The 798-nt window shown below is 41.6% G+C and carries 1 pseudogene; it reads right to left on the bottom strand.

What is annotated here, in order from left to right:
* A pseudogene (locus ACFIL8_RS11515) lies at positions 1-798 on the bottom strand (hypothetical protein); the annotation flags it as partial.

Here is a 798-nt window from a genome sequence, read left to right as displayed (position 1 = left end):
GCTAGACCAATAGCAGCAGCTTGTCTTGCTTCTTTCCGAACATCCTGAATAGCATAATTCAATGTCTCAAACTTCATATCCGTATAGGATTTCGACTCGTTAACAGCATCATTGACAAGACCACTAACTTTCTCATCCGTATACTTATTGGCATCTTCAAGAACTATCTTCATCTGCTCTTCAGTATAATCATGCAACTGACCGCCATTAACAGCTTGCTGAGAACCTGTTTCAATCTTGCCTGCCGCTACATTGTCTATCATAACAGGTTCGCTGTCATTGCCTCCTACTAACGTAATGCTATTGGTCTTTTTCCCATCACTATCTTTATCATAGTTAACAACGCCATCTGTTACGGCTACTTCAATATCTTTCACATGTTGATCTATCGTATCTACTTTGTCTTCAACCTCTTTTACCCTCTCATTCGTGCTCCAAAGCTGACCACCATTAACAACTTCTTGCGAGCCTTCTTCTATCTTACCATCCAATACATTCGTAATCTTACTCGACTTACCATCATGCTTCGCATCATACGCGCCTTCTTCTTCATTCCAATTCAAACCATTGCTCGCCACATTCTTCTCAACATCATGAATACGCTCGTTGATACTCGTCATACCATCACTGACACCATCAAAAGCTCCTGCTACATCATGATAGATCTTCTTTTCTGACGAACTACCATCAGAATTGAATTGTGAAACCTTGAATTCCGGAGCCCTCCATTCGCCACCTTCATAGCTAGCTCCTCCTCCTAAATACATCGCTAGCGTCTGATGCAAGGAATAAAGCTGA

This window comes from Bartonella sp. AP57NXGY (assembly GCF_042195805.1).
Lineage (GTDB): Bacteria > Pseudomonadota > Alphaproteobacteria > Rhizobiales > Rhizobiaceae > Bartonella.
This window is presented reverse-complemented; position numbering and strand designations above follow the sequence as displayed.